General features: G+C 53.8%; 8 protein-coding genes and 2 pseudogenes. 7 read left to right on the top strand and 3 right to left on the bottom strand.

What is annotated here, in order from left to right:
- The coding region (locus P6574_RS21820) for a plasmid mobilization protein (RefSeq protein WP_310622449.1) at positions 1-365 on the bottom strand (365 nt) is incomplete at its 3' end.
- A 147-nt stretch (positions 366-512) separates the two neighbouring features.
- Here P6574_RS21820 and P6574_RS21815 point away from each other — a divergent pair.
- The 7 genes and pseudogenes from P6574_RS21815 to P6574_RS21790 all read left to right on the top strand — a co-directional run bounded on the left by P6574_RS21815 (position 513) and on the right by P6574_RS21790 (position 4,303).
- A complete protein-coding gene (locus tag P6574_RS21815; protein ID WP_310622448.1) occupies positions 513-734 on the top strand; it encodes a hypothetical protein in 222 nt (73 codons plus the stop codon).
- A gap of 421 nt (positions 735-1,155) precedes the next feature.
- A pseudogene (locus tag P6574_RS22235) lies at positions 1,156-1,305 on the top strand (hypothetical protein); the annotation flags it as partial.
- 50 nt (positions 1,306-1,355) lie between these two features.
- The gene (locus tag P6574_RS21810) at positions 1,356-2,366 is read left to right on the top strand and encodes a replication initiation protein (protein ID WP_310622447.1); all 1,011 of its coding nucleotides are present in this window, start codon (positions 1,356-1,358) and stop codon (positions 2,364-2,366) included.
- A complete protein-coding gene (locus P6574_RS21805) occupies positions 2,363-3,103 on the top strand; it encodes an OfxX fusion product (RefSeq protein ID WP_310622446.1) in 741 nt (246 codons plus the stop codon). The genes P6574_RS21810 and P6574_RS21805 overlap by 4 nt, the downstream gene beginning before the upstream one ends.
- A 47-nt stretch (positions 3,104-3,150) precedes the next feature.
- Positions 3,151-3,612 carry a MerR family transcriptional regulator gene (locus P6574_RS21800; protein WP_310622445.1) on the top strand — a complete coding sequence of 154 codons (462 nt, stop codon included), beginning with the start codon at positions 3,151-3,153 and terminating at the stop codon, positions 3,610-3,612.
- A 140-nt stretch (positions 3,613-3,752) separates the two neighbouring features.
- Complete coding sequence (locus tag P6574_RS21795; protein WP_310622444.1) at positions 3,753-4,019, top strand: type II toxin-antitoxin system RelE/ParE family toxin; 267 nt, start codon at positions 3,753-3,755, stop codon at positions 4,017-4,019.
- Positions 4,016-4,303: a helix-turn-helix domain-containing protein gene (locus P6574_RS21790; protein ID WP_310622443.1), complete on the top strand. Its 288-nt coding sequence runs from the start codon at positions 4,016-4,018 to the stop codon at positions 4,301-4,303. The genes P6574_RS21795 and P6574_RS21790 overlap by 4 nt, the downstream gene beginning before the upstream one ends.
- A 122-nt stretch (positions 4,304-4,425) precedes the next feature.
- Here the strand turns inward: P6574_RS21790 and P6574_RS21785 are convergent, their stop codons facing one another.
- Both P6574_RS21785 and P6574_RS22230 read right to left on the bottom strand, forming a co-directional pair.
- Entirely contained in the window at positions 4,426-5,352 is a 927-nt protein-coding gene (locus P6574_RS21785) for a hypothetical protein (RefSeq protein ID WP_405048170.1), read from the bottom strand.
- 129 nt (positions 5,353-5,481) lie between these two features.
- Positions 5,482-5,724, bottom strand: a pseudogene (locus tag P6574_RS22230) (relaxase/mobilization nuclease domain-containing protein); the annotation flags it as partial.
- Positions 5,725-5,868 lie beyond the last annotated feature (144 nt).

Raw genomic sequence — 5,868 nt, 5'->3', positions numbered from 1 at the left:
CCGACATCCTCAAGTTCACCATTGGCTGATGAGATGACATCGGCGTGAAGCTGCCGAACATCCGCCCGCAACTCAGCGACGGCTCGGCCGTCGACCGCGCCGCCACCATTCGCGATTGCCGCCAATTGATTGAGGTTATTGCCAATCTTGCCCACCGCACCGGTCCAGGCAGCAACGGCCTTGGCTACGGCTGATCGAGCCGTGCGGCGTGGTGGAATTGGCTGATCCAGACGCTGCAAAATGTCCCGCTTGGCAAACTCCCCCGGTGTCATTCCGGCAGCCGCCGCATGCTCGCTCAAAACGGCAAATTGCTCAGGCGTCCACCTGAGATTTGTCTGTTTTGTTGTCTGCCGTCTTTCGCTCATTGGGTCCGCTCCGCGGGGGGTTCCACAGGGGGGCTTCCCCCCTTGGCCAGATCGCGCGGTGTAACCGTGCGCTGCTGGCTATCAAGCTATTTCTATCTTATTACCAGACATAGGCTATAGTACTGCAAGTTGCAAACAGGAGTGGATATGATCACAGATACCTATGATGCCGACAAACTTGCTGCCAAGTGCGGAGTGTCAAAAGAGGAGCTCATTAACCAGCTCATCTCAACCGGACTAGCCCAGCTCATCAACAAAGCCGAATGGGTACAACACCGTGAATTGTACGACGCCCCAAAGCCTCCGGGCTTGAAATCCAAACATTTCAAGAAAGCCTTCGCCCATCTTATCGAGGGGACTGGACCTTAACGACCTACCAAGCGCTCGGGTACCGCCTCTTATCCCGGCCGCCCGCAAGCGGGCATCTGACCTATCTGCTCTCTTCGCCTGACGGCAGAGCAGACACGCCAGCGGCGCGGGAGCCTTCGAGCCGTGACAGCCCCCAGGCGGACTGGATCGGCCTGATGGCCACGGGCAGGCTTCACCCTGCCCTGATGCCAGCATAGGCCCACCTGAGGACGGTCAACCCGTCGCAACGCTCCTCGATGCCTCTATAACCCTCTCAAAAGCTCATCAGGACGCATCCAGAAGCATATAGGTAGAGTTTCCCATTCAGAAGACAAACGGCTCCTGAGAGGCTCTCTGAACTCTTTCTCTCTGCCCTCTACTTGAAAGCTGCTAGTTAGGAACCCAGAAATTTGCCCTACCCCCTTTTTCCACAACCCTAAATATCAAAAAAGCGCATCGCGCCCTTTTTGTTCTATTAGTTCTATTAGTTCAGGGAAAAATTAACCAATTAATTCAAAAGCTTAAAGCTCTATCGGTAGCAGATGGGGCCGGAAAAGTAGCAGATGGGGCCGGAAAAGTAGCAGATGGGGCCGGAGTTGCACTATTGAACTGTAGCAATAATGTGGCTTATATTTGCTACCTATGGGAGAAACGATTCAGGTCGCGTCGGACCGTGAATACGACGACACAAAAACCGTACTGCCGACCGAGTACGCACAGGGGCTGTATGTCAAAAACGCGCCAAGCGCTGAAGCGCTCAAGCTGATGCATCTCATGATCGCTTCAGCAGGCGGCCGGATGGCCGATGCGGTCCAGCACAAAATGAGCCTTGCGGATATTCGCGCCATCAAGGGAATGCGCAATCACGACCGCAAGAGCCTAACGCTGCTCTTCGAAGAATTGCGGGCTTGCGTCCTGTCGATCGATGACCCTGAAGCCATGCGCTACACCATCGGCGGGTTTCTCGACACGGCCACATTCGACTACCGCCATGAGATAATGGGCAACACGACCGTCTCTTGGTGGTTCGGTGGGGCCTTCCGGGAGCTCGCCGCAAAGTCGGACCACTGGGCGATACTGGATCGCCAGACCCTTTTTGCGCTTTCGAGCAAATACAGCATCCTGTTGTTTCAGCATTTTGCATCACTTCAGGGCCTAAAACATATTCATTCTAAGACCTTTACGGTTGATGAGCTCAGAGCCCTGTTAGGGATACCTGCTGGAAAAATAACAAGATTTTCAACGCTAAATCAGCGGGTCATTAAGCCTGCGATTGAGGAAATCAGCCAACTGTCCCGCTTTACACTAATCGCCACCCCAAAGAAGATAGGGCGCTCAGTTGCTGCGGTCGAAATAAGCTGGCAGGTCAAACAGGACGCCAAGGCGTTAAAAAAAGAGCTGAACACTCACTCTACAGGGCGTAAGGCACGCCGCAACGGCACGGCGGAGACACCGGCACCGTCGTTCCCAGCCAGCCACTCCATCAGCTACTCAGAGCCGTGGAAGGCCATTGCCCGCACCCACGGCAACGGCAAGGATATTGACCTGATCGCTAACGATTTCCGAGCTTGGTGTAAGCAGCAAGGCATACCGCTGGATAAAGCTGGAATTGAAAAGATTTTCGAAGGATTTTGTAAAAGGGCAAAAATATGAGAGTGAAACTCCAAGGGGAAATCACTGTAGAGCGGCTGTCAGAAGCGTTGCAGGCAGCTTTACAAGAACTCGAAAACGTTCGCCCTGGATCCAAAATCTACGGCGCAAACCTTTATCTCAATCTCTATGATCCTTACGGCCTTCCGTTCGGTTTAGTGGATGATAGCGGCGACAAATTTATCATAGACCTTCCTGCGAAGCCTGGGGAACTAGTTAAGCCTGCCCTGACAGCTGAAGCCGTGCAAATACGGCAGGAAGCGATAAAGGAAGCCGCACGTCAGGCAGCTGAACAAGAAGCATTACGCCAAGAACGGTTAGAAATTATACGGCGCGAGAGCCAAGAGCGGAAACAACAAAACGAGCAACGAGAAAAACAGTTTCAAAACCTAAACGCAGTAACTGAACACCTCGTAAAAACCATGCCTGAGCGGTTCGTGCATGAACTGAACACCACAGTTCAAGCTGTTTGGGAAGAGTTAAAGCCCGTTGAGCCACATGGCAAGAGGAAGGGGGAACCCAAACCTTTGCCATCCTTTCACATAAAAGATGGGTTTCTGGAGCTCTCGACCAAGTCTTGGAAGCAGGCAAAGATCATCCGCAATCCAGTCGGCACAAGGTCAAATTCCGAAATAGTCCCCATCTGGAGACACGACGCCTGGATCGAAGCCGTGCGGCGGATTAATCATCTGATGGAAGACCTTTCAAAAGCGACAGTGAACGGGGAAGCTGTTACATAATACAAAGGGTTGCAAAAAAGGTTGCGAACGGGTTGCAGGGGGAAGCGGTGCTATCACTTGGACAGGCGGCAAAAGAAGCCGGAATTGCCAAATCAACGCTCAGTCGAGCGATTAAAGAGGGCAAGGTTTCTGCGGAAAAATTGCAAAATGGATCTTATAAAATAGATCCGGCCGAACTTTTTCGGGCTTTTCCTGCGAAACAGTCCGAACCGGTTGCGCAACCCACGATTGGACCTTTTGCAACCCCTGAAAATACCGTCAATTTGCTGATTGAAAACAAGGTGATGCAGCGTGAACTTGATGTCTTGCGTGAACGGCTTGCAGAAAAAGACCAGCAGCTGCAAGAGCAGCGCCTCATGAGCGAAACTGCCTTGGACGATGCCCGTACCGACCGCGATCACTGGCGCCAGCAAGCCACCGCTCTTTTGGAAGACAAACGCCCAGAAGCACCCTCCTCCCGAGCGAGCAGCTTTGAGCGCCTTATCAAGATCTTTTCCCCGCGCAGTTGAGTAATACAAGGCTATTTTTTAAAAAGATACATTGAAAACTAACCCAATGGGGTATATAAATAATGAAATTGCATACGGTCGCAGAGACCCCGACTTTCACTAAACAAGCGGATAAACTCTTTTCAGAAGAAGAGAGAAATATGGCGATTGACTACCTAGCCGAGAACCCAACTGCTGGAGATGAAATCCAAGGCACCGGTGGTGTTCGGAAGATTCGAGTTCCTCTGCAAGGCCGTGGTAAGCGTGGTGGTGCCCGTATCATCTACTACTACATGGATGACACATTTCCAATTTACGCGCTACTAGCTTACCCGAAGAATGCAAAAACTGATTTGACTAGCGATGAAAAGAAAGCGGCAAAGACACTCGTAACCGCTCTCAAGAAAGCGAGAAAGGTGATGAAATGAGTTCGTTTGGTGAGGAACTATTGCAATCTCTTAACGAAGCGCTTGCCCATGCTAAAGGAGAGGGACAAGCAATCGTGCATGCCCCTTTGGAAGCTAAACAAGTCCGCAAAAAAGCCCAGCTAACACAGAAGCAAATGGCTCCGCTCATGGGTATGAGCCTTTCTGGTTATCGTAAATGGGAACAGGGTAAACGGTGCATGAGTGGCCCTGCCGCAACCCTACTCCACGTCATGGATAGAGAGCCTAAAGCTTTCCGACGTGCAGTACTAGAATATCAGGAGTGACTACTCCCCACCTAAAGGGTGAGGCTTCTTGTATCTCAGATAATCACCGCAAGATTTACGTTGTCCATAGACCGACGCGAACGCGCTCGCAAGCAAGTGCTGTAGAGAGCGGCGTCCTGTGGTCAACGCCTGCGTGGACCTCTCGGGGGTTGGGCAGGTAGATCCGGAGACGGATTCTTTTTATATATTTCTTTGATCTTGGTCGTGCGCTCAGAACTTTTTTTCGCCAGATGATCCATCAGCGCTTGCGCGCTTCTCCTCGGCTTTGGCTCTGTCACCACCCGCTGGTGCTTCTGGATCCGCATCATTTCCAGCCGTGATGGCATGGCTTTGGCCAGACCGGCCTTCAGTTTGCGCGCCAGCAGCAACAGACGCACGGAAAGCGGCGATTTCTGTGCTGCTCGCAGCACGGGCGGGGCCGGGGCCTCAACCCGTGTCAAACTGCTTCGGCGAGCTTCCAGCAGCGTTGTGACGTCTAGTCTGGCACCGCGATCCCCGCGCTGACCAGCAGTGTCTCGAGTAACTGGTTGTTGCGCTGCAGCCGCTGGTTTTGAAGATCGAGCTGCGTCTGCGTCTCCAGCTCGGCCGTGATCAGATCCTGAATCGCGTCCTTCAGCGCGTCGAACGGATTCCCCTCTTTCGCTGCGGGCTCTTGCAGCAGCGTGCGGATCTGCTCCGTGTCGTGTTTGATCAGCTCGCCGATGGACGGCCGTGCCGCTTGCTGATTGCTCATTCTTAACCTCCATTTTGGCCTTGACGGCCGCTCTCTTTTGTCCGGTCAGCCGGTCCAGAGCGCCGACGTCGACCGCGTCTTTGGAGACAATCCAGACGCCCTTTTTGTCGCCCGCGCTGACGCTCAGGCCATGCTCTTCCAGAGCCTTTTCAAAAGCCTTGCGGCTATCCGATACAGCCCAGGCTGTTTTGATCTGCTCGCGCACCTGGCTCAACTCAACGCCGTGCCTTTTAAGCTCCTGACGCTTGGCTGGAGACATTGCCGCCCGCGGCTTCTCCGGATCACCTCCATATGCCCGCTCCAGCCACGTCGCCACGTCATCACGACCCTCCTTTTGAAGCTGCTTGATGCTGTTTTGGTGATGCCGCCCGAGGGTCGGTTGTTCGCCCATCTCATACTCAATGAGCCGGCAACAGGTCTCAAGCTTCATCTTTTCATAGCCGGCGCGCACCGACGTTCCTGCCGCGCCGTAGCGGCCGATCACAAGGTGTCCATGCGTGTTGCCTCCACCTTCGGCCCGATCCTTATCGTGCACCACCAGAGCGGCCGGATGGTTCTGCGCGCCAAAGTGCTCAATGACCATTTCCGCCGCCTGCCGCAACTCCTCTGGAGTCATTTCACGGCTTGGCGACAGGTGGATATGCAGCGCCGCGCTCTGGCCTCTGGTACCGTCCCTGAGCCGCTGCATGTCGGCAAGCGCATCGGGCAGAGTATCAGCCAATGTGTCTCCCCAGATCTGCACGCGCGGATGGTCTTCCTGCTTCAGCAAATGGCTGGCCAGATTACGGGCGTCCCTGTCGGTTTCTGCGTGCCTGACAACCCCGCCGATCAT

The organism is Pseudovibrio sp. M1P-2-3 (assembly GCF_031501865.1).
Lineage (GTDB): Bacteria > Pseudomonadota > Alphaproteobacteria > Rhizobiales > Stappiaceae > Pseudovibrio > Pseudovibrio corallicola.
The sequence above is the reverse complement of the archived record's forward strand: the minus strand, read 5'-3'. Positions and strand labels throughout refer to the sequence as shown.